23 protein-coding genes and 1 tRNA gene are annotated in these 25963 nt (G+C 70.0%); 9 read left to right on the plus strand and 15 right to left on the minus strand.

What is annotated here, in order from left to right:
* The first annotated feature begins 3 nt into the window (after positions 1-3).
* The 5 genes from AMYBE_RS0136280 to AMYBE_RS0136300 are packed head-to-tail and all read left to right on the plus strand — an operon-like array spanning position 4 to position 5336.
* A complete protein-coding gene (locus tag AMYBE_RS0136280) occupies positions 4-1692 on the plus strand; it encodes a dihydroxyacetone kinase family protein (RefSeq protein ID WP_020664301.1) in 1689 nt (562 codons plus the stop codon).
* Complete coding sequence (locus AMYBE_RS0136285; RefSeq protein WP_020664302.1) at positions 1692-2147, plus strand: ribose-5-phosphate isomerase; 456 nt, start codon at positions 1692-1694, stop codon at positions 2145-2147. Before AMYBE_RS0136280 ends, AMYBE_RS0136285 begins: the two co-directional genes overlap by 1 nt.
* 53 nt (positions 2148-2200) lie before the next feature.
* Complete coding sequence (locus tag AMYBE_RS0136290) at positions 2201-3241, plus strand: 2-hydroxyacid dehydrogenase (protein WP_020664303.1); 1041 nt, start codon at positions 2201-2203, stop codon at positions 3239-3241.
* Positions 3238-4686, plus strand: a complete 1449-nt coding sequence (locus tag AMYBE_RS0136295; RefSeq protein ID WP_020664304.1) for an FGGY-family carbohydrate kinase — start codon at positions 3238-3240, stop codon at positions 4684-4686. Before AMYBE_RS0136290 ends, AMYBE_RS0136295 begins: the two co-directional genes overlap by 4 nt.
* Positions 4686-5336, plus strand: a complete 651-nt coding sequence (locus AMYBE_RS0136300) for a class II aldolase/adducin family protein (protein WP_027928392.1) — start codon at positions 4686-4688, stop codon at positions 5334-5336. The genes AMYBE_RS0136295 and AMYBE_RS0136300 overlap by 1 nt, the downstream gene beginning before the upstream one ends.
* Before the next feature lie 21 nt (positions 5337-5357).
* Here the strand turns inward: AMYBE_RS0136300 and AMYBE_RS0136305 are convergent, their stop codons facing one another.
* From AMYBE_RS0136305 to AMYBE_RS0136315, 3 genes are all read right to left on the minus strand, one after another.
* Positions 5358-6062, minus strand: coding sequence for a YML083C domain-containing protein (locus tag AMYBE_RS0136305; RefSeq protein ID WP_154676401.1), 705 nt, complete (start codon positions 6060-6062; stop codon positions 5358-5360).
* Between the two features lie 394 nt (positions 6063-6456).
* Positions 6457-7890 (minus strand): MBOAT family O-acyltransferase, encoded by a 1434-nt coding sequence (locus AMYBE_RS0136310; protein WP_020664307.1) that lies wholly within the window; start codon positions 7888-7890, stop codon positions 6457-6459.
* A gap of 197 nt (positions 7891-8087) precedes the next feature.
* Complete coding sequence (locus AMYBE_RS0136315; protein WP_020664308.1) at positions 8088-9023, minus strand: GlxA family transcriptional regulator; 936 nt, start codon at positions 9021-9023, stop codon at positions 8088-8090.
* Positions 9024-9094: 71 nt separating this feature from the next.
* On the opposite strand from AMYBE_RS0136315, the gene AMYBE_RS0136320 reads away from it, so the two are divergent.
* Positions 9095-9985, plus strand: a complete 891-nt coding sequence (locus AMYBE_RS0136320; protein WP_211226892.1) for a Rossmann-fold NAD(P)-binding domain-containing protein — start codon at positions 9095-9097, stop codon at positions 9983-9985.
* Positions 9986-10082: 97 nt separating this feature from the next.
* Here AMYBE_RS0136320 and rlmB read toward each other — a convergent pair whose 3' ends face one another.
* From rlmB to AMYBE_RS0136355, 6 genes are all read right to left on the minus strand, one after another.
* A complete protein-coding gene (gene rlmB / locus AMYBE_RS0136325) occupies positions 10083-11039 on the minus strand; it encodes a 23S rRNA (guanosine(2251)-2'-O)-methyltransferase RlmB (RefSeq protein ID WP_020664310.1) in 957 nt (318 codons plus the stop codon).
* A gap of 32 nt (positions 11040-11071) precedes the next feature.
* Positions 11072-12457, minus strand: coding sequence for a cysteine--tRNA ligase (cysS, locus tag AMYBE_RS0136330; protein WP_034287550.1), 1386 nt, complete (start codon positions 12455-12457; stop codon positions 11072-11074).
* A 54-nt stretch (positions 12458-12511) separates the two neighbouring features.
* Positions 12512-13198, minus strand: a complete 687-nt coding sequence (locus AMYBE_RS0136335) for an HAD family hydrolase (RefSeq protein ID WP_020664312.1) — start codon at positions 13196-13198, stop codon at positions 12512-12514.
* A 287-nt stretch (positions 13199-13485) separates the two neighbouring features.
* Positions 13486-13959 carry a 2-C-methyl-D-erythritol 2,4-cyclodiphosphate synthase gene (gene ispF, locus AMYBE_RS0136345; protein WP_020664313.1) on the minus strand — a complete coding sequence of 158 codons (474 nt, stop codon included), beginning with the start codon at positions 13957-13959 and terminating at the stop codon, positions 13486-13488.
* Entirely contained in the window at positions 13956-14612 is a 657-nt protein-coding gene (locus tag AMYBE_RS0136350) for an IspD/TarI family cytidylyltransferase (protein WP_034287553.1), read from the minus strand. The genes ispF and AMYBE_RS0136350 overlap by 4 nt, the downstream gene beginning before the upstream one ends.
* Positions 14613-14667: 55 nt before the next feature.
* Complete coding sequence (locus tag AMYBE_RS0136355; protein ID WP_009084200.1) at positions 14668-15159, minus strand: CarD family transcriptional regulator; 492 nt, start codon at positions 15157-15159, stop codon at positions 14668-14670.
* A gap of 273 nt (positions 15160-15432) precedes the next feature.
* On the opposite strand from AMYBE_RS0136355, the gene AMYBE_RS0136360 reads away from it, so the two are divergent.
* Both AMYBE_RS0136360 and radA read left to right on the plus strand, forming a co-directional pair.
* Complete coding sequence (locus tag AMYBE_RS0136360; RefSeq protein ID WP_020664315.1) at positions 15433-16113, plus strand: copper chaperone PCu(A)C domain-containing protein; 681 nt, start codon at positions 15433-15435, stop codon at positions 16111-16113.
* 41 nt (positions 16114-16154) lie between these two features.
* Entirely contained in the window at positions 16155-17513 is a 1359-nt protein-coding gene (radA, locus tag AMYBE_RS0136365; protein WP_425386967.1) for a DNA repair protein RadA, read from the plus strand.
* Positions 17514-17716: 203 nt separating this feature from the next.
* On the opposite strand, the gene AMYBE_RS0136370 is transcribed toward radA, so the two are convergent.
* From AMYBE_RS0136370 to AMYBE_RS0136385, 4 genes are all read right to left on the minus strand, one after another.
* Positions 17717-18250: a hypothetical protein gene (locus tag AMYBE_RS0136370; RefSeq protein WP_020664317.1), complete on the minus strand. Its 534-nt coding sequence runs from the start codon at positions 18248-18250 to the stop codon at positions 17717-17719.
* A 228-nt stretch (positions 18251-18478) separates the two neighbouring features.
* A complete protein-coding gene (gene otsB / locus AMYBE_RS0136375; protein WP_034289766.1) occupies positions 18479-21013 on the minus strand; it encodes a trehalose-phosphatase in 2535 nt (844 codons plus the stop codon).
* 40 nt (positions 21014-21053) lie between these two features.
* Entirely contained in the window at positions 21054-22505 is a 1452-nt protein-coding gene (locus AMYBE_RS0136380; protein WP_020664319.1) for an alpha,alpha-trehalose-phosphate synthase (UDP-forming), read from the minus strand.
* A gap of 83 nt (positions 22506-22588) precedes the next feature.
* Complete coding sequence (locus AMYBE_RS0136385) at positions 22589-24094, minus strand: threonine/serine exporter family protein (protein ID WP_020664320.1); 1506 nt, start codon at positions 24092-24094, stop codon at positions 22589-22591.
* Between the two features lie 280 nt (positions 24095-24374).
* Here AMYBE_RS0136385 and AMYBE_RS0136390 point away from each other — a divergent pair.
* Positions 24375-24450, plus strand: a tRNA-Thr gene (locus AMYBE_RS0136390).
* 373 nt (positions 24451-24823) lie between these two features.
* On the opposite strand, the gene AMYBE_RS0136395 is transcribed toward AMYBE_RS0136390, so the two are convergent.
* Positions 24824-25102 (minus strand): hypothetical protein, encoded by a 279-nt coding sequence (locus AMYBE_RS0136395; protein ID WP_020664321.1) that lies wholly within the window; start codon positions 25100-25102, stop codon positions 24824-24826.
* A 190-nt stretch (positions 25103-25292) separates the two neighbouring features.
* On the minus strand, positions 25293-25961 hold the full coding sequence (locus tag AMYBE_RS0136400; protein WP_020664322.1) for an endonuclease V: 669 nt from the start codon (positions 25959-25961) through the stop codon (positions 25293-25295).
* Positions 25962-25963: the final 2 nt, after the last annotated feature.

The following is a 25963-nucleotide window of genomic DNA, read 5'->3' on the forward strand; positions in this document are numbered from 1 at the left end:
GCCATGACGACCTTGGGATCCGCGGACACGTTCAAGCGGCAGTGGCTGGACGGGTTCGTCACCGCATACGGCCGCACGGTCCGGAAGGTGCCCGACGCGTACGGCGTGGTCCGTCGCGCGGCACCGGCGAATCCGGGCAAGGTCGCGGTTGTGATCGGCGGCGGCTGCGGCCATTACCCGGCGTTCGCGGGTCTCGTCGGACCCGGGCTCGCCGACGGCGCGGTCGTCGGCGACGTCTTCACCAGCCCGAGCGCGGAGCAGGTCTACCGCACCGCGCGGGCAGCGGACAACGGTGCGGGCGTCCTCTTCGGGTTCGGCAACTACCAGGGCGATGTGCTCCACTTCGGGCTCGCCGCCCGTCGGCTGGCTGCGGAAGGCATCCAGAGCCGAACCATCCTGGTCACCGACGACATCGCGAGCGGCCCGGCGACCGAACCGGAGCGGCGGCGCGGCGTGGCGGGCGACTTCCTGGTGTTCAAGATCGCGGGTGCGGCCGCGGAGCGCGGCTACGACCTCGACGAGGTCCATGCGGTCGCGGCGAAAGCGAACGCGCGCACGCGGACGTTCGGCGTGGCGTTCGGCGGCTGCACGCTGCCCGGTGCCGACGCACCGCTGTTCACCGTGGCGGAGCAGGAAATGGAGCTCGGTCTCGGCATTCACGGCGAGCCGGGCGTCCGGACGGTGGGCCGGTTGTCCGCCGCGGAGCTGGCCGACGAACTGGTCGACGGCCTGCTGCCGGAACTGCCGCCCGGAGACGGCCGGGTCGTCCTGCTGCTGAACGGGCTGGGCCGCACCAAGTACGAGGAAATGTTCGTCACCTACCCCCGGGCGCACGAGCGGCTGGCGGAGGCCGGGCTCAGCCCGGTGCATTCGGAGGTCGGCGAGTTCGTCACGTCCCTCGACATGGCCGGGGTGTCGTTGTCGATCCTGGTGCTGGACGACGAACTGGCCGAACTGTACGCCGCGCCGTGCGACACCCCCGGCTACCGCACCAGCGGGGCCGCGCTGACGACGGTCGCCTTGGAGTCCACAGTGGACGAATTGCTGACCGAAGAGGCACCGGGAACCAGCCTGGTCGACCGGGTGCTCACCGCGGGCCTGCGGCGCATCGAGGAGAACGAAGCTGAGCTGGGGCGGCTCGATGCGGTAGCGGCGGACGGCGACCACGGCATCGGCATGACGCGCGGTATGCGCGCGGCAGTCGCCGCGGCGCGAAGGGAGCCGGACACGGTGGCTGGCGCGTTGCTGGCCGCTGGCACCGCATTCGCCGATGCCGCGGGCGGTGCTTCCGGTGCGCTGTACGGGGTGCTGCTGGCGGAAACCGGTGCCAGCCTGCGTGGCGTAGCGGCCAGGGAGATCACCACGGCGCAGCTCGCCGACGCGGTCGACAGGGCGGTTCGCGCGTTCTGTGAGCTGGGCAAGGCCGAGCCGGGTGACAAGACGATGCTCGACGCGATCGAGCCGTTCCGCGCCGCGCTGCGGGAGCAGGCCGGTTCGGAAGTAGCGCAGGCATGGCGGAAAGCGGCCAGTGCCGCTGCCGCCGCCGCGAAGGAAACCGCGCATCTGCGGCCGGCCAAGGGACGCGCGGCACGGCTCGCGCAACGAAGCCAAGGTCATCCGGATCCAGGTGCGATGTCGTTCTCGCTGCTGGTCACGGCCGTGGGCGAGGAGTTGGAAAGGAGCGCGGACTGATGCGCATCGTGGTGGCGGCGGACAACGCCGGGGTCGAGCTGAAGAACCAGTTGCGCGACCTGCTTCAGGCCGACGAGCGCGTCGCCGAAGTGACCGATCTTGGCGTGCCCGACGCGGCGGACGACCGGGCGTATCCGCTGCTGGGCCTGGCCGCGGCGGAGGCGATCGCGCGCGGCGAAGCGGACCGCGGCGTCCTCGTCTGCGGTACCGGGATCGGCATGGCGATCTCGGCGAACAAGGTTCCGGGCGTGCGAGCGACGGTCGCGCACGACTCGTACTCCGCCGAGCGGTCGATCAAATCGAACGACTGCCAGGTGATCACCTTCGGGGCGCGGGCGATCGGCCCCGAGGTGGCGAAGAAGATCGTGGCCGAGTGGGTCGGGTACCGCTTCGACCCGGAGTCGGCGAGCGCGACCAAGGTCGCGCACATCACCGAATACGAGAACGCCCACTGACCTGAGCGCCGGTCGTGGCGCACAATCGGCACAGAGCGAGTGAGGGAGCAGAGTTGCACATTCTCGCTGCGGGAGACCACTTCGTCAGTCCCGGCCTGCTGGCCGGAGCCGTCCGCGCGGAGCTCGGCGGCGACCACCAGGTCGCCGAGCTCACGCTGCCGTGGCCGGTTGAGCCGTTCGGGCCGGTCGGCACCGTGCTGGAGGCCAGCGGCACCGAGGAGCAAGTGATCGAAGCCCTCGCTGGCGCCGAGGCCGTCGTCACGCAGATGGCCCCGTTCACCAAGCAGGTGTTCGCGGCCGCGCCGAAGCTCAAACTCGTCTCGGTGTGCCGCGGCGGGCCGGTCAACGTCGACCTCGCGGCGGCCACCGAGGCCGGCGTCGCGGTCACTTACGCGCCGGGCCGCAACGCCGGCGCGGCGGCCGAGTTCGCGGTCGGCATGATTCTCGCCGCGATGCGGCGGATCTCGACCTCGTCCGCGGAATTGCTCGCCGGCACCTGGCGCGGCGACTACTACGCCTACGACCAGGCTGGGCTCGAACTGGCCGGCACCACGGTCGGGCTCGTCGGCTACGGCGCGATCGGCTCCCGGGTCACCAAGGTCCTCGTCGCGTTCGGCGCGAACGTCCTCGTGGCCGACCCGTACGCCGACCGCGCCGCCGTGGCGGCCGACGGAGCGCAGCTGGTCGAACTCGACGAACTGCTCAGGCAGAGCCGGGTCGTCAGCCTGCACGCGCGGCTCACCGAGGAGACCCGGCACCTCATCGACGCCAGCAAGCTCGACCTGCTGCCACCGGGCGCAGTGCTGGTGAACACCGCGCGCGGCGGCCTGCTCGACTACGCGCCGCTGCCCGAAGCCCTGCGTTCCGGCCGGCTCGGCGCGCTCGCGCTGGACGTCTACGACGTCGAGCCGCCACCCGCCGACTGGGCCCTGCGCGACGCGCCGAACGTGATCGCGACCCCGCATCTCGCTGGCGCGAGCCGGCAGACGGCGGAGCGGGCGGCCGCGATCGTCGCCGCCGAGGTCGGCCGGTACGCGCGCGGCGAGCAGCTGGCGAATCTGGCGAATCCCGAGGTACTGGAGCGGCGGCCGTGATCGTCGGGGTCGACATCGGAACGTCGCTCACCAAAGCCGTGGTGTTCGACGACGACGGCAGCTCGATCGCGAGCGCGTGCACGCCTTCGGAGGTGCACCACCTTCCGGGCGGCCGGGTCGAGCAGGACCTCGACCAGGTCGTCGGCACGGTCGCGACGGTGGTTCGCGAGGTGGCGGCCGCGCTGCCGGAACCGGTGTCCGCGCTGGCGTTGACCGGACAAGGCGACGGGCTCTGGCTTCGCGACGAGACGGGTGCGGCGGTGCACCCCGCCATCTCCTGGCTCGACGGCCGGGCGAACGCGGTGCTCTCCCAATGGCAGGCCGACGGGGTGGCCGCGGAAGTGTTCCGCCGCACCGGTTCCGGGATGTTCCCGGGTTGCGCGGCGGCCATCATGTCCTATTTGGACACCCAAGAACCCGCGGTGCTGGACCGCGCCGCAGTGGCCGGCTACTGCGTGGACGCGGTGCTGCAGCGGCTCACCGGCGAGATCACCGTGGACGTTTCGGACGCTTCGCTGCCGTTTCTCAACCCGGTCACCCGCGGCTACGACGACGCGGCGATCGATGCCTGCGGCCTCGGACATCGCCGGTCGCTGTTCGCGAAGCCGGCTCCGGCGAAGTCGGTCTTCCAGCTCGACCGTCGCGGTGCGGAATTGCTCGGGCTGCCGGTGGGACTGCCGGTCACCGCCGGGCCGTTCGATCTCCCGGCGAGCGCGATCGGCGCTGGGGTGCGGCGGCCGGGAGACGGCATTCTCACCGCAGGGACCACCCTCGCCTGCCAGGTGCTCACCGATGATCCGAGCTTCGACCCCGATGCGGAGCCGGCTGGCATGTTCCTCTGCACCCCGGACGAGGCGGAGTACCTGCATGCCATGCCCGCGATGGTCGGCACCGCAGGCATTGACTGGGCGTGTGCGGTGCTCGGCATCGACGTCGAGCAGGTCGATCCGCTGCTGGCGAGCAGCGAGCCAGGCGCTCGGGGCGTCCGCGCGTTGCCGTTTCTTTCGGTATCGGGAGAACGCGCTCCGTTCGTCGACGCCGGTGCGCGAGCCCAGTTCTCCGGCCTGAGCCTGGAAACCGGCCGCGCCGACCTCGTACGGGCCTTGTGCGAGTCGATCGCTTACGCCGCAAGGCATTGCTTCGAAGCAGCCGGGCTCTCGGGCCAGCTTTACGCCTGCGGCGGCGGGGTGCGCTCGCCCGAGTGGCTGCGCATTTTCGCCGATGTGCTCGGCCGTCCGGTCGTCATTCCCAGCGACCCCGGCGTCGGGGCGCGGGGTGCGGTGCTGACGGCGGCTGCCGCGCTGGGCATGCCCTATGATCGGGACCGCTGGGCCGCGAACTCGCGCACGGTGGAGGCGCGTCCCGAGAATGCGGCTCACTACGAGCGCGGTTACGCCGACTACCAGACCTCGCTGGCCGCGGCACGCGGACTCTGGGGGTTGTGATGATTCTGGAGCAAGAACGGGCAGCAGTCTGCGAATACGCCCGCCGCCTGACCGCGGACGGCTTGGTCGTGGGCACCTCCGGCAACGTATCCGCCCGCGCTGGCGACCTGGTAGCCGTGACCCCGACCGGTGTCGACTACGCGGACCTGACGCCCGCTGACATTCCGGTAGTGGATCTAGAAGGCACCCTCGCCGACGGCACCCTGAAGCCGACGAGCGAACTCCCGATGCACCTGGCTGTCTACACCCGCGCCGTTGACCCGGACCAGGTCCCGGTCAACGCCGTGGTGCACACCCACTCAGTCCACGCCACCGCAGTGTCCACTTTGGTCACCGAAGTCCCGCCGATCCACTACATGCTGGCGGCGATCGGACCCACCGCGCGAGTAGCGCCGTACGCGACCTACGGCACCACCGAACTGGCCGACGCAATGCTCAAGGCCTTGGACGCCCGTCGCGGCTGCCTGCTCGCCAACCACGGCACGATCACCTACGGCGATACGTTGTCGAGCGCGTACAGCCGCGCCCAGCAATTGGAATGGGTGTGCCAACTGTGGCTGGTGGCCCGTTCCGCCGGTACTCCGACGCTGTTGCCACCGGCGGAAATTGAGCAGGTCGTGGAGAAACTCAAGGGCTACGGCCAACGCTGAGGCGCGCGTCTGCGGGAGCCACTACTGAGCGGGTGGGTACCCGTCGGACTGCGCTTGCGGGTAGCCCGGCGGTACCGGTGCTCCCTGCCCCGGATAGCCGTTCTGCGGGAACGGGTTCGCCGGCCCGGGCGGAATCGGTGCACCCGGCTGCGCCGGATATCCGGCCTGGCCGGGGAACCCCGATGCCGGGTAGCCGATCTGCGAAGCGTGTCCTGGATATCCCGGTGGCACCGCCCATCCGGGCTGCCCGTAGCCCGTTGCGGGGCGCGGCGGAGTCGCATCCGGCAGCACCTTCGCCACCGGCGGCAGCCAGACCATGATCGCGACCAGTCCGGCGAGAATGGCAGTCGCGCCCACTTGGCCCCGGATGGTGTCGATCGTCCGGTGGAGCAATTCCGAGGAGGCGACAGCTGCGAGCAACGCCTGTGGAATCGCGAATCCCACGAGAATGCGCGCAGCTCGCACCCGCCGCAGTGCGAGCATAACCGCTCCGACCGCGGCCAGGACGCCGAGCACTGCCAGCAGGGGGTTGATGAAGCTGCGGCCATGCCACGAGTCGTTGATCATCCTGGCCGCCAAGGCCCAGATCACGACCAGTTCGCAGTAGCCGATCACACCCGCGATCAGCAAGGCGAGCAGACGCGCCGCCGGTTCCTCTGAGCCGTCGCTCCGTAGCCCGCTGAGTTGCGGTCCCCCGGCTGGTCCGGGCATGCCGGGATACGCCATGTTTTCTCCCTCAGTAGCCGATTCGTCGCGTTCAGTGTACGAGACGGGTGCGACATAAATCAGCCTGTTGTCCGCAGGTCGCGCCCGGCTAGGTCAGCGGGATCAGCGAACCCCATGCTGCTGACTGCGTCGAAGCGGGTTGCGAGCCGTTCTGATGCTGAATTCGAGTACAGGATGACCGATGCGAACGGCATCGGCAGGTAGTTGGGTCCGCCCGGGCAGCGGGGTGATGTCCATGGTGAGCAGCCGCCGCGGACCGGGATGTGTATCTGGGTACGGGATCACGTTCGGCGGCGCGGCCCGCTCAGACGGCTCGGTCATGGAGATCTCCTGCTGAACAACGGGCAACGCCTAACGGAGCCGGTCCAGGCCGGCCGCCGGCCAGGTCCAGCAATCAGAATTGGTAGTACAAGAAGGGACTGAACGTTCCGGTAGCCACCAGGATCGCCGCGTAGACCAAACCGGCCGTCATGACGCCGATCCGCAATGCCGTGGCGCGGCGTCCGCGTGAGGATTCCAGCAGCGGGCCGGTCACCGGATGTGCCGGCAGGGCGAACACCGCCAGCGCGAGCAGCAGGATCACCAGCCGCTGGTTGGTCAGGGTGCTTTGGACGACGTCGCCGAGTCCGCCGAAGTCCGGGATGAGCATGTGGCCGATCATCGACAGCGCGTGGCCGAGGTCGGCGGACCGGAAGAACACCCAGCCGAAGATCACCAGGATCAGGGTCAGGACGCGGCGGGCGATGCGGGCGACCGGGCTGGCTGGGGTGTCGCCGAGGCGGAAGCGACGTTCGATCACCAGAAGGGCACCGTGGTAGCAACCCCAGATCAGGAATGTCCATTGCGCTCCGTGCCAGAAGCCGGTGAGCACGAAGACAATGCACAGGTTCCGGTACGTCTTCCCGGCTCCGGCGCGGTTGCCGCCGAGCGGGATGTACACGTAGTCGCGGAACCAGCGCGACAGCGACATGTGCCAGCGCCGCCAGAACTCGGTGATCGTCACCGACGAGTACGGGCGCGCGAAATTCTCCGGCAGCCGGAAGCCGAGCATCCGGCCGAGGCCGATCGCCATGTCCGAATAGCCGGAGAAGTCGAAGAACAGCTGCAGCGTGTAGCCGACGGCACCGAGCCAGGCCGTCGTGAACGTCATCTGGTTCGACGGCGTCGAGAAACAGGCTTCGACCATGGGGCTCAGCGAGTCGGCGATGATCGACTTCTTGCACAACCCCAGCGCGAATCGCGGGAAGCCGGCCGCGATGTCGTCCAGCCGGTGCGATCGGTGCTGTGGCAGCTGGTCGGCGATCTCGCGGTAGCGCACGATCGGCCCGGCGACCAACTGCGGGAACATCGCGATGTAGGCGGCGAACGACACCGGGTTGCGCAGCGCGTGCCGCTCGCCGCGGTAGATGTCCACCATGTAGGAGATGTGGTGGAAGGTGTAGAAGGAAATGCCGATCGGCACCACTATGTTCGCGACGCCGATGTCCCCGCCGAACCAGTGCGCGACGGCAGCGATCTGCTGCGTCGCGAAACCGGCGTACTTCCAGATGACGAGCACCAGCACGTCCATCGTGATGACGCCGATCAGGATCCGCTTGCGGCGAGTGCCCCGGACGTCCCACGGACTGGGTTCCAGTGCCGGCCCGGCGAGGAAATTCACCGACATGCAGAGCAGCAGCAGGAACAGGTACGGCCCGGCACCGATGGTGTAGAAGAGCAGACTCGCGACCGCGACGATCCCGTTGCGCCAGCTTCGCGGGCACACCAGAACCGCGACCAGCACCGCGGGCATGAAGTACCACAAGAACAGCGGCGAAACGAACGACATCGGTGACGGACCCCCTCGGTTCCGGAGGAGACCTTAGCCCGAGCGGGTGGCCCTGCGCGGCGATGCCCGGCGGATCGCCGGACGCATCACAGCAAGTGCCAGATTTGCCGGGTTTTTACCGGTCGCCGCGCGATCCGGCACCGGCCGCATCGAACGCAGCCGCATCGGCACTCGGACAGGCGGCGGAAAGGCGTGCCTCAAGCCCTCGCTGACACCTGAGTGAAGTTGGCCCGATAAGCGGTAGGCGTCACGCCCAGCCGCGCCACTAGGTGTTTCCGCAGCGAGTCCGCGCTCCCCAAGCCGCTTTTCTCCGCCACCTGGTCCATCGGCAACCGCGTCGTCTCCAGCAGCTCCCGTGCGCGGTCGATTCGCTGGTGCAGCAGCCATTGCAACGGGCTCATCCCGGTTTCCGCATGGAACTGCCTGGTCAGGGTCCGTACGCTCGTCGCGGCGTGCTTCGCCAGGTCCGCCAAGGTGAGCGGCCGATCGAGCCGTTCCAGTGCCCAAGCCCGGGTCGGCGCGAGCGAGGTTCCGCGTTCGGGCGGCAGCGGTGTCTCGATGAACTGCGACTGGCCGCCCGGCCGGACCGGTGGCACGACCGCCAGTCGCGCGGCGGTGTTCGCGGCGGCCGCGCCGTAGTCGAGCCGGACCAGGTGCAGGCACAGGTCGATCGCGGCGGCCGCGCCGGCGGAGGTGAAGATGCCGTCGTCTTCGACGAAAAGCTGGTCCGGCTGCACCTGCACGGCGGGGAAGCGAGCGGCGAGATCGTCGGCCAGGCCCCAGTGCGTCGTGGCGCGGCGGCCGTCCAGCAACCCGGCCTGCGCCAGCACGAAAGCCCCGGTGCACAGGGACGCGATCCGGGTGCCGGACGCGGCGGCGGTTCGCAGCGCGTCGAGGACCGCGGGCGGAGCCAGTCCGCCGCCGCTGCCGATGGCCAGTACGGTGTCCGCCTCGCTCAGTGCGGCCAAACCGTCGGAGATGACGAAGTCCGGTCCGCCGACCGTTGGGGTCGGGCCGGGTTCCGCGGTGCAGACCCGCACCGAGTACTGCGCGATGTTGGCGAAGACCATCAGCGGGATCGATACGTCGAAACTCAGCACTGGCGGCACGACGACCGCCACTACGCGATGCATGGCCAGAACCTCCGGATTGCTGGCATTCCGGCCACTGTCGCACAGAACCGTCCGGCGGCACCGTGGTTTTCATGAAAACTCACGTGATCGTCGGTCGCGGGGCCGCCGCGACGAAAACCGCATTGCTGCTCGCCGAGGACGGCGAAAAGGTGCGCATGATCAGCCGTACCGGAGGCGGACCGGATCACCCGCTTGTCGAGAAGATCGCCGCGGACGCGACCGGCACCGATCGGCTCGCCGAATTGGCCGAGGGCGCGGACACGCTGTTCGCCACCGCGGTCCCGCCGTATCACCGGTGGCCGGAGGAGTTCCCCGCGCTGGCCGGGTCGATGCTCGAAGCGGTCCGCCGGACCGGCGTCCGATACGTCATGCTCGGCAATCTCTATGGCTACGGACCGGTGGACGGACCGCTCAAACCGGACTTCTCGCTGAAGGCGACCGGGCGGAAGGGCCGAGTCCGGGCGAAGGTGTGGGAAGACGCGGCGGCGTCTGGTGTGAAGGCCACCGAGGTGCGGGCCGGCCAGTTCTACGGTCCCGGCGCGTTCTCGGTGTTCAGCTTCATGGTCGAGCAGCAGGTCCTGGCCGGTCGGCTGGCGCTGGTTCCGCAGGAACTCGATGTGCCGCACAGCTATTCGTCGATCGACGACACCGCGCGCACGCTGGTCGCCGCGAGCCGCGACGAGGCGGCGTACGGCCGCGCCTGGCACGTGCCGACCGCTACCCGGTCGGTCCGGGAGCTGGCCGGCGAGCTCGCTGAGCTGGCCGGCGCTCCGACGCCCCGGCTGGAGGAGATGAGCGAGCGCGACCTGACGCTGCTCGCGTTCACCGATCCGTTCTGGGGCGAGATGCACGAGGTGCTCACCAAGCCGGGGAACCCGTTCGTCGTCGACTACTCGGAGACGGAAAAAATCCTCGGCGTGACCGCGACGCCGTCTCGCGACGTGCTGCGCGAACTCATCTGATCCACGGGGCGTTCGGTCCGCCAGACCCGGCGCCGGGCACCCTGCTCGGGTGCCCAGCGACCCGGGTCGAGGACTGTCCGCGGGTGAAGCTGGCGGGCTAGGCGCGGCCGGTGATCCGGCGCCGGCGGGCGACCTCGGCCAGCAGCACCCCGGCCGCCACCGAGGCGTTCAGCGATTCCACGCCGGCCGCCATCGGGATCGACACGGTGGCGTCGCAGGTCTCCCGGACCAGCCGGGACAGCCCGCGGCCTTCCGAGCCCAGCACGATGACCAGCGGGTCCGCGGCGAGGTCCAAGGAGTCGATGTCGACCGTGCCGTCGGCGTCCAGGCCGACGACCATCAGGCCGTCCGAAGCCCAGGCGCGCAGCTGGCGGGTGAGGTTCGTGGCGACCGCGATCGGCAGCTTCGCCGCGGTGCCCGCGCTCGTGCGCCACGCCACCGCGGTCATCCCGGCGCTGCGGCGTTCCGGCAGCAGCACGCCCTGCGCGCCGAACGCCGCGGCGGACCGGATCACCGCGCCCAGGTTGCGCGGGTCGGTGACGCCGTCGAGTGCGACGAACAGCGGGGTGCTGCCCGAATCCCGCGCGGCCTGCATCAGGTCGTCCGGGTGCGCGTATTCGAACGGCGGCACCTGCAGGCCGAGGCCCTGGTGCATGGCGCGGCCGGTCTTGCGGTCCAGCTCCTCGCGCGGGATCTCCAGGACCGAGATGCCCTTGTCGCCGGCCAGCCGGACGGCCTCGTTGACCCGGTCGTCGATGTCGATGTTCAGCGCGACGTACAGCGCGGTGCCCGGCACGTCCGCGCGCAGCGCCTCGACCACCGGGTTGCGGCCGGCGATCAGCTCCGGCCGATCCGCCTTCTTCTGCCGGGCCTGGTCGCGCTTGGTGGCGGCGTTCGCGGCGCGGTACGCCTTGTGCCCGGGCCGCTCCTCGGCCTTCGGCGTCGGGCCCTTGCCCTCGAGCGCCTTGCGCCGCTGACCGCCCGAACCGACGACGGCACCCTTCTTGGTGCCGGTCTTGCGGATGGCACCTTTACGCTGTGAGTTGCCTGCCATGAGTCCTCAATCTCTGCTGCCGCACGCGGAAGTCAGGAGTTCCTGACCGTCCACTGCGGACCGTTCGGGGTGTCTTCGACCGCGATCCCGGCCTCGACGAGCCGGTCGCGGGCGGCGTCCGCGCGGGCGAAGTCCTTCGCCGCGCGGGCCTCCTGGCGTTCGGCCAGCAGGGCTTCCACGAGCGTGCCCAGCGCCTCGCGGACGGGTGCGTCCGAATCGGCTTCGGGCCAGCTCGGTGCCAGTGGGTCGAGACCGAGCGCACCGGTCATCCCGCGGACCGTGCCGGCCAATTCGAGCGCCTTCGGGGTGTCGCCGCTGTCCAGCGCGGCGTTACCGTCCCGGACCGTGTTGTGCACCACGGCGAACGCGGCCGGGGTGGCCAGGTCGTCGTCCATCGCCGCGGCGAACTCCGGTGCGACCTCGCCGACCTCGACCGGACCGGCGGTCGCCGCCCGGCGCAGGAACGCCTCGATCCGCCGGTAGCCCTGGGCGGCCTCGGACACCGCGCCCTCGGAGTACTCGACGGTGGACCGGTAGTGCGGCTGCACCAGGTAGTAGCGCAGCTCCGGCGCGCGGTAGCGCTCCAGCATGGACGGGATCGAAAGCGTGTTGCCCAGCGACTTCGACATCTTCTCGCCGGACATCGTCACCCACGCGTTGTGCAGCCAGTACCGGGCGAACCCGTCGCCGGCCGCGTTCGACTGCGCGCGTTCGTTCTCGTGGTGCGGGAACACCAGGTCGACGCCGCCACCGTGGATGTCGAACTCGGCACCGAGGTAGTTCGTCGCCATCGCCGAGCACTCCAGGTGCCAGCCCGGCCGTCCGTCGCCCCACGGCGTCGGCCAGGACGGCTCACCCGGCTTCGCGCTCTTCCACAGTGTGAAGTCGCGCGCGTCGCGCTTGCCGCGGGTGGGCGTCTCGCCCTGCTGGACCTCGTCGAGCTGCTGGCCGGAAAGCCGGCCGTACTCCGGGAAGGACTTCACCGAGAAGTACACGTCGCCGTCGGCCGCGTAGGCGTGACCGCGTTCGATCAGCCGCTCCATGAGCTGGACCATCTGCGTGACGTGCCCGGTCGCGCGCGGCGTGACCGAGGGCGGGAGGCAGCCGAGGTCGGCGTACGCCTTTTCGAACGCCCGCTCGTGCGTCGCCGCCCACTCCCACCACGGCCGGCCGGCTTCGGCGGCCTTGGCCAGGATCTTGTCGTCGATGTCGGTGACGTTGCGGACCAGCAGCACGTCGAGTCCACTGTGGAGCAGCCAGCGGCGCAGCACGTCGTAGTTCAGCATCCCGCGGACGTGCCCGATATGCGGTGCGCCCTGCACGGTAGCCCCGCACACATAGATCGACGCCGTTCCGCTGCGGACAGGAGTGAACTCCCGAGGGGCACGGGTCGCGGTGTCGTACAGGTGCAAAGCCACGAGGTAAAGGGTACCGGGGCCCGCCTAGCTCACTGTGGGAGACGCCGCAGGACGTCAGAGCACGCCGTGCGCCCGCAGCGCCCCGAGCAGCGCGTCCGGCCTTTCCGCGGTCGGCGCCGGGTCCACCAGAGCGAACTCGCAGCCCACGGCACGGGCGGCACCGTCGGCCTCTTCGCTGTCGCCGACCATCAGCGTCTCCTCGGCGCGCGCGCCGAGGCGCTCCAGCGCCGCTTGGAAGATCTCCGGCTCCGGTTTCACGAAGCCGAGCTCGAACGACAGCACGAACTCGGCGACGTGCGCGTCCCAGCCGCGCTGGCTGAACGCGGGCCGGATGTCGAACGCGATGTTGCTCAGCACGCCCGCCTTCCGCCCGCTGGTCGCGACCGCCTTCAGCGCGGCCTCGGTGTCCGGGTACGGCGTCCACTGGCCGGGTGAGACGAGCTCCTTGTACAGCGCTTCGGCCTGGTGCCGGTGCGGGACGCCGGACAGCCGCAGCACCTCCAGGTACACCTTTCGGTGCAGCTCCGGGTCGCGGTCCCGGTTGTGCCAGGCGTAGAGGTGTTCCTCGTCCAGCTCGACCGCCTGCTGCACGGGCGCGGTCATCCGCCGCATCAGCTCGGTCTGGGCTTCGATGTCGAGCGTCTCGCCGTCTTCGCCCTGGACCTCGTCCAGCCAGCCGTCTCGCTGCTCGAGCCGGAAAAGAGTGCCGGAAAAGTCGAACAACACCGCGTTGATGGCCACGGTGTCACCCTATCGGGCATCCCGGGCGCAGCGCCGCCTCATTGTGGTGCCCGGCTCACCGGCCGCTGACTGCTCGCTCGCCGGGAAACCGAGGCCTGCCAGAGAATTCAGTCGGCCGGCGCGAACAACTCCATGAATTCCGGCGTCACGTTCAGCCGTACCTGCAAAATCGGCACGGCCTTGGTCACCGGATCACTGCGATCCGTCGAACGGGACCATTCCGCGAATGGCCCAGACCACTGTCGGCGGCGCCTCGAGTACCAGGATCGCGATGCCGTCGTTCTCGCTCAGTCGCGCAGCAGCAGTGCGGTCGCGAAAGCCGCGATGCCTTCTCCGCGGCCGGTGAGCCCGAGTCCGTCCGACGTCGTCCCAGCGACGCTCACCGGACCGCCGACCGCTTCGCTGAGCACCCGCTGTGCCTCGTCGCGGCGCTTCCCGACGCGCGGATGGTTACCGACGATCTGCACCGTCGCGTTGGACACCCGCCAGCCCTGTGCCTCGATCAGTCCGCGGGTCTCGACGAGCATGTCCGCTCCGTGTGCGCCGTCCATGCGGGGGTCACCGGTGCCGAACACCGCGCCGAGGTCGCCGAGGCCGGCGGCGGAGAGCAGTGCGTCGCACAGCGCGTGCGCGGCCACGTCTCCGTCGGAATGTCCGGCGCAGCCGTCGACGCCCGGCCACCGCAGGCCGGCCATCCAGCATTCGCGGCCCGGCTCGACCGGATGCACATCGACACCGTTGCCTACCCGAAGATCGGTCACAGGGGATCCTCCCGGTCTCCGCCTGCGACGAGCGCTTCGGCGAGAGTGAGCTCGAAGGCGCTCGAGACGCGCATCGCGTCCGGGTCGCCGGGGACGATGGTGGCACCTGCGGTGTCGGCGAGGCCGGGGTTCGCGGACGCGGCCAGCGCGGAGCGGAACGCCGGCAGGGAGAAGCCGATGGGGGTTTGCGCGGTGCGGAGGCCGTCGCGGTCCACCGTGGCGGTGACGATGCCGTCCGGGTCGGTGGTTTTCACCGTGTCCGACATCGGCAGCACCGGAACCGCGATCGACGCGCCGGCACGGACCGCGTCCACTACGTCACGCACCGTCCGTTGTGGAGTGAATGCGCGGAGCGCGTCGTGCACCAGCACGACCGCGTCCGGGGAAAGCGACGGCTCGACGGCGGCGAACGCCTGCCGGAGCGTGGCAGCGGGCACGACCCGGCACGGGAGGCCGTCCACCGCCTCCGAAAACGACTTCGCACACCGCTCGGGGGCTGCGACGAACACCAGGCTGATGCCTGGCGTGTCGAGCAGCCCCCGCACGGTGTGCGTGAGAAGTGCTGCACCATCGACCGCCGTGAGCGCGAGCTCGGGATCGGCCAGATGGTGCGCGACAGTCACGAACGCGACGCTGAGCACCTGTGGGTTCATCAGGTCGTGATCGTAGGGAACCGGTTGCCACGAGTGCGAACCGGAGGACCCGGGGTCAGACCGTCGCGGTCTCCAGGACCTCGTCGAGGAGCGTTTCCGCCTTGCCCTCGTCGGTGCCCTCCGCGAGCGCGAGCTCGCTGACCAAGATTTGCCGTGCCTTCGCCAGCATCCGCTTCTCGCCGGCTGAAAGTCCGCGGTCCTTTTCTCGCCGCCAGAGGTCGCGCACCACTTCGGCCACCTTGTTCACATCGCCGGAGGCGAGCTTCTCCAGGTTGGCCTTGTACCGCCGAGACCAGTTCGTGGGCTCTTCGGTGTGCGGAGCACGCAGCACGTCAAAGACCTTGTCCAGTCCCTCTTGCCCGACGACATCGCGCACGCCGACGATCTCGGCGTTGTCTGCGGGCACGCGAACCGTAAGATCCCCTTGCGCGACTTTGAGGACGAGGTACTTCTTTTCCTCGCCCTTGATCACGCGGGTCTCAATGGCTTCGATGAGTGCGGCACCGTGGTGCGGGTAGACGACGGTCTCTCCGACCTTGAAAACCATGTGTCCTCTGCCCCTTTCGCTGACTCCATCCTATCACGGCTGTCCGGCGGCCGCGTAGCGACCCGAGATCGAACGCGCAGGTCAGCGGCTTGGGCGGGGGTTGACAAACCGGATTTCGCCGTGCTCATGCAGGTGAACTGCGAGCCCTCCGCGCGGTACCGCGAGATCCTTTGTGGACAGTCAATCGGCCGGGAACCCACACCGGTTCCGCGCGTGCGGATGCGCCCGGCTAGTCTTCGACGGGACGAGGCCGTGAAAGGGAAGGACTCTGACGTGAGGCTGCAGAATCGCCGCGTGCTCGGCGCAGGCGTGTCGGCGCTCGGTGCCGCACTCGTGCTTGCCGGTTGCGGAGCCGGTCAGATCACTCAGACCGACACCCAGCAGCCCGCGGTCAACGGCACCTACGCGCAGGTGAAGACGATCGTGCTGCGCAACGTCGCGGTGCAGTATCCGGCGTCCGGACCGGGCTATCCGGCCGGCGCGAACGCGCCGCTCACGCTGACCATCGTCAACCAGGGCCAGAAGGACGACAAGCTGGTCTCGGTGAGCTCCGAGGGCACCACCTCGCCCGCACAGATCTCCGGGGACACCGCGATCGTCGCCGGCCACTCGCTCGTGATCGGCCCGGCGGACTCCGTCGAGCAGGGCGACTCGCAGGCGCCCGCGTCGCCGCAGAGCACGCCGGAATCCGGCGCGAACAGCGCCCCGAACTCCAGCTCGGCTCCGGCCAGCCCGGCGAACTCCAGCTCCGCTCCGAGCAGCGCGTCGAGTGCTCCGCAGACCGGCGCGAGCGGCGGCGTGTCGACGACCGTCGGCGAGGGCAAGGTCGTGCTGCAGGGCCTCAAGCAGCCGCTGTGGCCGGGCACGACGATCAAGGTGACCTTCGTCTTCCAGAACGCCGGCCCGATCGTGGTCGAGATGCCGGTCGCCGCGCCGGCACACGCGCGGTCCTGATCGCCGTTTTCGTCGGTGCCCGCGGTTAGCCTCGCGCCGTGGTGAAGAAGACCGGCACCGTTCACCGGTGCGCCGAATGCGGGTACGAGACGGCCAAGTGGGTCGGCCGCTGCCCGGAATGCCAGGCATGGGGCACGCTCGAGGAGCGCGGTTCCGCCAAGCCGGCGATCGCCCGGGTGGCGGCCGGTGCGCCGAGCGCGCCCGCCCGTCCGATCGCCGAGGTCGACGTCGAGGCGGCCAGGGCGAAGGCCACCGGCGTGTCCGAACTGGACCGGGTGCTCGGCGGCGGGCTGGTGCCTGGCGCGGTGGTGCTGCTGGCCGGCGAGCCGGGCGTCGGCAAGTCCACGCTGCTGCTCGAAGTCGCGTACCAATGGGCTGCCACCGCTGGACGTTCGCTGTACGTGACGGGTGAGGAATCGGCGGGCCAGGTTCGGCTGCGCGCCGAGCGCACCGGCAACGTGCACGGTGAAATGTTCCTCGCCGCGGAGAGCGATCTGTCCGCGATCCTCGGCCACGTCGACGCGGTCAAGCCGGGGGTGCTGATCGTCGATTCAGTGCAGACCATGGCATCTCCGCAGGCAGAGGGTGCGCCGGGCGGTGTCACCCAGGTTCGCGCGGTCACCGCCGGGCTGGTGGCGCTCGCCAAGGAACGCGGGCTGCCGGTGGTTCTCGTGGGACATGTCACGAAAGACGGCTCGGTCGCCGGTCCGCGGGTGCTCGAGCACCTGGTGGACGTGGTGCTTCAGTTCGAGGGAGACAAGCACTCCACGCTGCGGATGGTGCGCGGCATCAAGAACCGGTTCGGCGCGGCCGACGAGATCGGCTGCTTCGAGCTGACCGAAGGGGGCATCGTCGGGGTCCCGGATCCGTCCGGGCTGTTCCTCAGCCGTACCGCGGAGCCGGTACCGGGCACCGCGGTCACTGTCGCGATGGAGGGCAAACGGCCGCTGCTGGGCGAGGTACAGGCCCTGGTGTCGAGCAGCGGGATGCCCCAGCCGCGACGCGCCGTGAGCGGCCTCGATTCCGCGCGCGTCGCCATGGTGCTGGCCGTGATGGAGAAGCGCGGCCGGATGAAGCTGGGCGACAAGGACGTGTACGTCGCCACCGTCGGCGGCATGAAGATCACCGAACCGGCCATCGACCTGGCGCTGGTCCTCGCGCTGACCTCATCGCTGCACGACGTGGCGCTGTCGCCGCGCCTGGTCGCGGTCGGCGAAGTCGGGCTGGCCGGGGAGGTCCGGCGCGTGCCGAACGTCGCGCGCCGGCTGGCCGAGGCGGCCCGGCTCGGGTTCACGCACGCACTGGTGCCGCCTGATTCGGGCAAGCTCCCGGACGGGATCCGGGTGCTGGAAGTACCGGACGTGGCGAGTGCGTTGAACGCGGCCAATCACGCACAGTGACCGGCCGCGTCCGGTGGCTGCCCGGCCGAATCCGGAGGCGGGCGGATCCCTTCCCTGCACCAGCGCGGTCCGCAGTCCCGGCGATGCTCGGCGGGGCGACGGTGGACCCGCCGCCCGGGTCGGGGAAGGGATAGGCGAACTGCCCGCCCGGCGCGGACCGGGTCACCTGCATGCCCGTTGTTGCCCGCAGGTCCGGGCAGCGTTCACCAAATCGGGTGGTCGCTGAATTTCTCCAGGGTGCGCACCGACGGCCGCACGTACCAGAGCCCGGCGGCGTACCCGATCAGGCCGATCGCGAAGTTGGCGAACGTCGCCAGCAGTTCGGTGAAGCCGAACCGGGCGTGGCTGGACCAGAGATCGACCAGCGCGGACGTTGTCAGCGCCAGCAGGCAGCTGACCGACAAAGCGGTGAAGCACCAGGCGAGTGCGGTGCGGGTGCTGCGTGCGCGGGCGATCACCAGGTAATCGCCCTGGAGGCAGCGCCGCGCGGACAACACCACGACGGCGGTGCCGAGCACGCACATCGTGGGCAGCAGCAGCATGGCCGTGCCGAGCGGCGAGCGCGGCAGGCTTCGCCCGTGCAGCGTGCTGTTGATGAATGCGGTGAGCGCGAGAACGAGCAGTGTGCCGATCGCCAGCGAAACCCCGGTGACCACGGTGCCGAGGCGGAACCGGGCGGCGAACAGCGGCGGCAGCGGAGCGTACTCCGCGGCTTGCTGCCCGTAGTAGTGCTTCACCCGTCACCTCCGCGCCGCAACCCGAAATGAACGTGCAAATGCTCGTGAAGGCCACCTTAACGGAAGGTATTTCCGCCAAGGAGGTCTTCCCGGCACTTGTCACCAAGGCGTGCTAACGCTGGGCACGTCTGGGGCAAGTCCGTGAAGGGCCCCTTGAGGGAATCTGAGTCCCTCAAGGGGCCCTTCACGGAATCCGCACCGGGGCGCGAACGGGGGCGCGGGCGGTGGCTACGACTTTTCGGCCAGCAGGTTCGCGCACCGGATCAGGCCGATGTGCGAGTACGCCTGCGGGTGGTTGCCCAGCGAACGCTCCGCGACCGGGTCGAACTGCTCAGGCAGCAGACCGGTCGGGCCAGCCGCGTCGACGATCTGCGTGAACAGCTCCTCGGCCTCGTTGCGCCGCCCGGTGCACAGGTACGCCTCGATCAGCCAGGCCGCGCAGATGTGGAAGCCGCCCTCGCCGCCGGGCAGCCCGTCGTCCCGCCGGTAGCGGTAGACGGTGGACCCGCTGCGCAGCTCGGCCTCGATCGCCGTCACGGTCTTCTGGAACCGCTCGTCCGTCGGGTCGATGAGCCCGGTGAGACCCACGAACAGGGACGCGGCGTCGAGGTCGGTGCCGTCGTAGGCGGTGGTGAACGCCTGGACCTCTTCGTTCCAGCCGTGCTCCAGCACGTCGGCCTTGATCTGGTCGCGCAGCTTCGGCCAGGCGCCGGGCACGTCGCGGCCGTACTCGTCGCCGAGCCGCACCGCGCGGTCGATGGTCACCCAGCACATCACCCGCGAGTACACCCGGTGCCGCGGCACGTGCCGCTCTTCCCAGATGCCGTGGTCCGGCTCGTTCCAGCGCCGGGTGACCGCCTCGGCCATCGCCCGGACCATCTGCCAGTCCTCGTGGCGCAGTTCTCCGCGGACCTCGGCCAGCGTGGCGACCAGCTCCACCACCGGGCCGAACACGTCGAGCTGCACCTGGTGGTTGGCCAGGTTGCCGACCCGCACCGGGCGCGAACCGGCATACCCGGGCAGCGATTCGATCACCGCTTCCGCGCCGATGACCGTGCCGGCCAGCGTGTACAGCGGGTGCAGCCGCTCCGGGCCGGCCAGCGTGGCCAGCACGCCGTGCAGCCACCGCAGGTAGCCCTCGGCCTCCTCGTGCGAGCCGAGGTGCACCAGTTCGCGCACGGTCATCGCGGCGTCGCGGATCCAGCAGTAGCGGTAGTCCCAGTTGCGGACCCCGCCGATCTCCTCGGGCAGCGAGGAGGTCGCCGCGGCGAGCACGCCGCCGGTGTCGGTGTTGACCAGCCCTCGCAGGGTCAGCGCGGAACGGCGCACCAGTTCGGCTTGCACGGTGGGCAGCTTCAGCTTCGAGGCCCAGTCGCTCCAGTACCGCCCCGCTCGGTCCCGGCGGTCCACTTCGGTCAGTTCGTGCTCGCCGAGATCCGTCGTGCCGCACCGCAGTTCGAGCGCCACCGGGGCGTCCGGCGTCGGCTGCACGAGCGCGGTCGCGGTGTCGTGCAGACCGTCCGAGGTGATCGTCCATTCGACGCCGGGCGCGTGGAGCACGAACGGCTCCGCGGTGCCCAGCACCCGCAGCCCGTCCGGCTCGGCGACCAGCTTCACCGGGACACCGCCGAATTCGGGACGCGGCGCGAACACGACCTGCGCCACCGCCTCACCGGAGATGACCCGCACGAGGTCGGTGCGGTGCGCCGGGCTCTCCGGCTCCAGGTAGTCCGTGACGAGCAACCGGGACCAGCGGGTCTCGACCGTCATCGTGTTCGGCAGGTACCGCTGGCCCAGCGGCAGGCCGTTGCGGTGCGGTTTGATCGAGAAGTGCCCAGCCCCGGGCCCGCCGAGCAGGTCGGCGAACACCGCGGGAGCGTCCGGGCCGGGATGACACAGCCAGGTCAGCTTCGCGTCCGGCGTCACCAGCGCCACCGAGCGCTCGTTCGCCAGCATCGACAGCCGCTCGATCGGCGGCGCGGACTCGCCGTAAAGCCAGTTGCGCCGCTCTTCCAGCAGGAACGCGAGCACCGTCGCGACGTCGAGGGTGTCCGGCACCCGGTACTCGGCGAGCGATTCGCCCTCGCCGACCTTGACGCCCAAGTCCGGCCCGGCAAGCCGGGCGAACGCCTTCTCGTCGGTGACGTCGTCGCCGATGAACACCGCGGCGGTGGCCCCGACCTGGTGGCGCAGGGTGTCCAGGGCGTTGCCCTTGTCCGTCTTCACGACCGCGAGCTCGACGACCTCCTTGCCGTCGGTGGTCGTGACCCCGTCCCACTTCGCCGGACCCTCGTGCACGGCCGCGAGCACCCGCCGCCCGGCGTTGTGCTCCGCGCGGCGCACGTGCACCGCGATGCTGGCCGGCTTGACCTCCAGCGACACCCCGGGCACGTCGAGCACCAGCTGCTCCAGCTCGTGCTCGATCCGCCGGTGCAACGCCTTCGCGCTCTCGTCCAGCGCGTGGATGAACCCGATGTCGAACTCGGAGCCGTGGCTGCCGACCAGATTCACCTCGGCCGGCAGCCGCGACAGAGTCGCCAGGTCGCGCAGGGCACGGCCGGAAATCACCGCGGTAGTGGTTTCGTGCAGGCCGGCGAGAGATCTGAGCGCGCCGACGGACTCGGGCAGCGGCCGAGCCTCGTCCGGGTTCGCGGTGATCGGGGCCAACGTGCCGTCGTAGTCGCAGGTGACCAGCAGTCGCGGGGTACGGGCGATCTGCACGATCGCGCGCCGTAGCTCCGCGGGCAACGCCTCGGCGGTCAACACTCCTCCTCAGGAGGTCCAGCGCGGTACGGGGGGAGGGTCAGTCGGCCGGTTCTGCGCCCAGCGCCTGCAGGAACGAGCGCGCCCACCGGTCGACGTCGTGGGTGAGGACCTGGCGACGCATGGCGCGCATCCTGCGTCGGCCCTCGGCGGGGTCGAGCGTAATGGCAGCCTCCAACGCGTTCTTCACCCCGTCCAGATCGTGCGGGTTGACGAGGAAGGCGCTGGTCAGCTCTGCCGCCGCGCCGGCGAACTCGCTCAGCACGAGCGCGCCGCCCAGGTCGGGGCGGCACGCGACGTACTCCTTGCAGACGAGGTTCATCCCGTCGCGCAGGGGAGTCACCACCATGACATCCGCCGCGGAGAAGAACGCGGCCAGCTCGGTGCGGTTCACCGATTGGTGCAAATAGTGCACGACCGGGTGGCCGACCCGGGCGAACTCGCCGTTGATCCGGCCGACCATCTGCTCGATCTCGCCGCGCATCCGCTGGTAGTGCTCGACGCGTTCCCGGCTCGGGGTGGCCAGCTGGACGAACGCGACGTCGGCGGGTTCGAGGCGGCCCTCGTGCAGCAGTTCGTGCAGTGCCTGCAGGCGCAGGTCGATGCCCTTGGTGTAGTCGAGCCGGTCGACGCCGAGCAGGATCGTCTTCGGGTTGCCGAGGTCGCGGCGGATTTCCTTGGCCCGCTCGACCACGCCCTTGCTGCGGGCGAGCGTGTCGAGGCCGGCCGCGTCGATGGAGATCGGGAAAGCGCCGACCCGCACCGTGCGGTCGCCGACCTGCACCATGCCCGGCCGGGACCGGACGCCGACCGCGCCGCGGGTCGGCTCGAGGCCGACCAGCTGGCGGGCCAGCCAGAGGAAGTTCTGCGCGCCGCCGGGACGGTGGAAGCCGATCAGATCGGCGCCGATCAGGCCGCGCACGATCTCCGCCCGCCAGGGCATCTGCATGAACAGCTCGACCGGCGGGAACGGGATGTGCAGGAAGAAGCCGATCCGCAGGTCCGGCCGCAGTTCGCGGAGCATTCGCGGTACCAGCTGCAGCTGGTAGTCCTGGATCCAGACGGTCGCGCCGTGCGCCGCGACGGCCGCGCTGGCTTCGGCGAACCGGCGGTTGACCTTCACGTAGCTGTCCCACCAGGACCGGTCGAAGGCGGGCCGGGCGACGACGTCGTGGTAGAGCGGCCACAGGGTGGCGTTGGAGAAGCCCTCGTAGTAGTCGCGGACCTCGGCCGAAGTGAGCGAGACCGGGTGCAGGACCAGCCCGTCGTCGTCGAACTCGTCCACCTCGACGTCCGGTACGCCCGGCCAGCCGACCCAGGCGCCCTTGCGGGACCTCAAGAACGGTTCGAGTGCCGAAACCAGCCCGCCCGGGCTGGCGGTCCAGCGCTGTCCGCCGTCCGAGGTGCGTTCCAGGTCGACCGGCAGCCGGTTGGCCACCACGACGAAGTCCGCGGACGGTGCGCTTTTCCGCTCGGCGATCACGTCAGTCACTCCAGCTGCTCCCTCGTCATCGGCGGGTCGCGGCCCCACTGGAACCCTAGCGCGGCGGGAGCGGCCAGCCGGGGTGCAACTGGCTACTCCAGGCGTCGTTCGGTCGGCTCCATCGGCCCGGCGAGACGTGGTCCGGCGAGCCTGCGCTCGAGTCGGCCGAGTCCGGTCCGGACCGGCTGGGCGAGGTATTCGCCCAGTACGACGCCCGCGGCGAGGGCGAGCCCGATGGCGACCGCGGTCATCAGCGTGGCGATGTTGCCGCCTGGCGACACTGCCAATTGGTATAGACCACGATAGGTGGAGAGGCCGGGCAACAGGGGGGTGATCCCGGACACGGCGACCACGAGTGGAGTAACTTTCAGCCGCCGCGCCATGACCCCGCCGCAAAAACCCACGAGCGTCGCGGCGATCGCGGACGCGGTCACCGCGTCGACTTGGGCCAGCACGACCGCGCCGTAGACGAGCGCCCCGATCGCGCCGGCCGCGGTGGCGACCAGCATCGCGCGCATCGTCGAGTACGAGGCGAGCGCGAAGCAGGCGGCCGCGCCCGCCCCGCCGATGACGATCACCGGCAGGTGCTGCGCGGTCGAGACGGGCACTTCCGGCAGCGGCGTGCGCGGCAGGCGGAGCATCACCGCGATCCGCAGCGCGAGGACCACGCCAGTGATCAGCCCGGCACTCATCAACGCGGTTTCCATCGATCGCCCGGCCGCGGTCACGTAATACCCGGTGATCGCGTCCTGGACCGCGGAGACGGTGGAAAGCCCGGACAGCAGCACGGTGACCGCCGCGGCGACCACGAGGGTCGGCTGAGGAGTGGTGAGGATGTTGCTGCTGACGATCGCCATCGCGGACAGCGTCGCGAACAGCCCGCCGACCACCTGCTGGAAGAAGAACGGCAGATGGAACCGGTTGAGCAGCCGGCCGATCCGGTCGGTCGCCGCGGTGATGATCATGGCGACGACCGCGATGTCCAGCCCGCCGCCGAGAAGCAAGGTGATGAACCCGGCGAGTCCGCCCCAAGCCGCGGTGGCGGTCCAGCGCGCGTACGGGTGCGGTGCGGAGGTGATGTGGTCCAGTTCGGTGACCGCTTCCTCGGCCCCGGTGCGGCCGCGGACGATCTGCCGCACGAGAGCTTCGGTCTCGGTCAGCCGCGTGTAGTCGAGGCTGCGCGACCGCACGACCCGCAACGCGGTGACCGGTGCGAGGTCGGTGCCCCGGTGACAGGTAACGGTGATCGACGTGAAGATGACGTCGACCTCGCAGTGCGGCAGCCCGAGGGCGGAAGTGAGCGCGAGGATGGTCGCGGTGACGTCGGAAGCGCCGGCCCCGCTGGCCATCTGGACCTCGCCGATCCGCAAGGTGAGATCGAGAACGAAGTTGACGGTCGCGTCGTCCGGCGGCTTGGGACCGAGCGCCTCCTCCGCCTCGACCGCCGGCTGCTGCGCCGTCGGCGCCTCGAGAATGTGCCACGCGCGGCGGCGCAGCAGGTTCGGCCGATGACGCTGGCTCGAACGCGCGTCCGGGGACTCGAGAATCGGCCACCGTCTCCGGTGCCCGCCCTGGCCGGCACGCTCGTTGATCTTCATGGTCGATCCCCACCTCCTCGCTCGTACTCGCACATTCCCGGGGAGCATCGGCGGCGCTGGCCCGGCTGTTGCAGTGGCGTCCGACACAGTCGAACACGATCGTGCCGGATGCCCGCGGATCGCGCTGCTTTGCGCGGCTGACCTGCGGGTTGCCGTCCGGCGCTCAAGTGCCTCGGAGATGCCCGCAGCCCCCTCCAGGGTGCGCCCGGAGGGCACCGGGCGGCGAAGGCGGGGCGGGAGTGGGCGGATATACTGCGCGTCGCCCGTGTTGTTGGGGTGCGCCGGTATAGCTCAGTTGGTAGAGCATCTGTCTTGTAAACAGAAGGTCAGGGGTTCGAACCCCCTTGCCGGCTCCATAAGCAGTCATCTCGTTGGCCAGCTGTTTCGCGCACAAGGCGTGGGCCGACTATTCCGGGCGGCCTTGCTGAGCTGATAGTGGTCCACAGTCTGGTCCACCATCGCTGCGCCATGAACCGTTGCGCAGCCAAATCCTGGGGCTGCTCGCCAGTGTCCGCGACAGCCAGTTTCGCGCGAACCAGTGCTCGAAGCTGTCTCAGGTGGTGCGCGCCGAACGGTCCGTTGGTCTGTCCGTGAAGGGCCCCTTCAGGGACTTGGATTCCCTCAAGGGGTCCTCTACGGACAGACCGGCACGCTGGCTGCCGGTCGCCCAGGCATCGCGACAGCACCAAGCGAGACATCTCAGGGGCCGGAACAGGCTCGGCTAGGACTTCAGGCAGCCGACTGCGGCAGATCCGCCGCGGGCAGGTTGATCGCTGCGAGCCCGGCGGCGGTCAGGAGGGCCGGGACTCGCTCGCCGCGGCGGCCGCTGCGTTGGGGGACGACCAGGGCCAGCCGCGCGAGGCGGTGGGCGGTGAACTGGTCGCAGCAGGGCACGCCGTCGATGTAGAGATCCGGTTCGCAGCTGCAGGTCATCTCGGCGCGGCCATGGGCGACGGCGGTGAGGGTGGCTCGTTCGCGGTGGTTCAGCGGAAGGATTTGGGCCGACATGACTGCCTCGCGGGTTCTGGTTCGCTCAGTGCTGCCCACTACTGTCCGAGATCCATCTGGTCCCAACCAGGGCCAGTTTCACGCCCATTTATCGGTACCAGTTGGCAGACGAACCGGAACTGTCAGGGGGTTGCCGTTGATCACGGCCGGCGAGTTGAAAAGTCCCGTACTTCTCCCTTCGCGGTTTCCCTCAGCTGCCGACCCGCTCCTTCAACGCTCGCCGGCACAACGCATCCGCTCGTCGGGTCGTCTCGGGTTGCCGGTATTTCCGCGCCAGGGCCAGAACTGCGTCGCTGGCCTCCGCCAACCCGATCCGATGCCCTGCCGACACGAACACCGGCTTCACCTTCGGCTGTGTCCGCAGCGCGCGGCCGACCACCTCTGTCCCGTCCAGCAGCGGGGACCAGTCGCCACGGTCCGGACCGGGTTCGGCGTGCGCGTAGACGAACGGCGACTTGGCGACTCCGGCGGTGCGCAGGCCGGTCAGGACGCCCAGGTGGCTGGCCAACCCGAGGCGGCGCGGGTGCGCCACGCCATAGCCGTCGCAGAGGACCAGGTCTGGCCGGTGGCGGAGAGCGGCCAACGCGTCCAGCGCGGGCGGGAGTTCGCGGAAGGCGAGAAGTCCGGGCACGTACGGGAAGCTGACTGGGCCGGTCGCGGTGGCCTCTTCGACGGTTTCCTGTGACGTGAAGTCGACGAGTACGGCTGCCGCGACGACGACGTCGTGTTCGTCGTCGTACGCGACGTCGACACCGGCCACCAACGCGCCGTCGCCGATGCCTGGGCCGGTCGGGTCAACCAGCGGGCGAAGGCGTTCTTGTTCGGCGACGGCGTCGGCTTCGGCGGTGGGCCGGGTCATGG

Source organism: Amycolatopsis benzoatilytica AK 16/65, from assembly GCF_000383915.1.
Taxonomy (GTDB): domain Bacteria; phylum Actinomycetota; class Actinomycetes; order Mycobacteriales; family Pseudonocardiaceae; genus Amycolatopsis; species Amycolatopsis benzoatilytica.